Origin of the sequence: Okeania sp. SIO2F5, from assembly GCF_010692685.1 — a bacterium.
Taxonomy (GTDB): domain Bacteria; phylum Cyanobacteriota; class Cyanobacteriia; order Cyanobacteriales; family Microcoleaceae; genus Okeania; species Okeania hirsuta.
In genome coordinates this window covers 1-1,157 of sequence record NZ_JAAHGU010000322.1, presented here as the reverse complement: position 1 = coordinate 1,157, position 1,157 = coordinate 1, and the positions used below count along the sequence as shown (strand labels likewise).

The window sequence follows — 1,157 nt, the reverse complement described above, 5'->3', positions numbered from 1 at the left end:
ATAATTGATGTTTGAGTTGATAAATAGTTTTTCCTAGAATGTAAGCTATTTTTTTCAAATGATTCCAGACCAACATAGCGCAAGCAATATGATTTTTTTGAATTTTTGCCAAACGACACTGACAAAATTCTATTCCTGTTAACTGCTTAATTTCTCTGTGAAATTCTTCGATTTTCCATCTTGTTTGCGACTCGAATTCTACATCATCTGTAGAAGATTGACTTAAATCATTAGTGATAATGTATTCTGTTCTATTGGCAGAAATAGTAACCCAGAATAACTTAACTTTTTTATCTCTTGGAAAACCTTTGATTTTTATTGTTTTACCTGATATTATTTCTGATTCATTCCAACTTAATTTAGCAATACTTTTGTATTTTTCTGCACCACCAGTGTCATCTACGTGCGCGATTAATTTTTAAAGGGCAATAATAAATTTTTTCTAAGTTATCTATCAATGCCATTAATCTTTTTGTTGCATACCAACTATCCATCAATACAGTTTTAAATGGTAATTTTTTCTGATTTACCACATTACATATCATGTCTTCAACATGGTCAAACTCACGTTTTTTTGTCACTATCTGGATCATAAATGCGATAATCTAGTATCCAAAATTGCTCAGTTTTGGGGTTAAAATAAATACAATTAACTATTCCTATTCCTCGAATTACTTGATGTACCGATACCACTATATTGTCGTCGTACAAGTTCAATTTTATTAGCATATTTTTTCTTAATTACTGTATCATCAAAAATCAGGTATGCTGCTGTATTTTGGACAATTTTCTTTTGGACATTTTGCCATAAATCTTGTGAATTTAAAGATTCTGTTCTTAAATAACGATTAATCGTATCATGGCTAATTTTTTCTAGGTGATTTGCTAAATTTGTGATGGTATAATTTGTATGAGAATTGAGCAAGTATTGACAATAATCAATATAGTTAAAATTCATTTTGTTAGCTCAAATTAACAGTAATATTACTCTACAATAATCAGGGTATTTGAGGAAAATTTATTTACAATTAGCCACATATCATAGAGCTAGAATTAATTATATTAGCTTATATTTTCTATTAGTTATAATAATGTTTTTGTTCAGGCGATCGCTCTATTTGGCATACGCTACATATAGTGTCTTTGCGTAAGTCCTG

Annotated in this window: 2 protein-coding genes; both read right to left on the bottom strand. The window is 29.1% G+C overall.

Annotation, left to right across the window (positions count from 1 at the left end):
* Positions 1-395: 395 nt before the first annotated feature.
* Complete coding sequence (locus tag F6K27_RS34535) at positions 396-581, bottom strand: hypothetical protein (protein ID WP_287280861.1); 186 nt, start codon at positions 579-581, stop codon at positions 396-398.
* Between the two features lie 68 nt (positions 582-649).
* Positions 650-958 (bottom strand): transposase, encoded by a 309-nt coding sequence (locus tag F6K27_RS34530; protein ID WP_287300980.1) that lies wholly within the window; start codon positions 956-958, stop codon positions 650-652.
* Positions 959-1,157 lie beyond the last annotated feature (199 nt).

Coding starts and splice junctions, on each gene's coding strand:
- F6K27_RS34530 (WP_287300980.1), bottom strand. CDS start 958: ATGAATTTTAACTATATTGATTATTGTCAATACTTGCTCAATTCTCAT.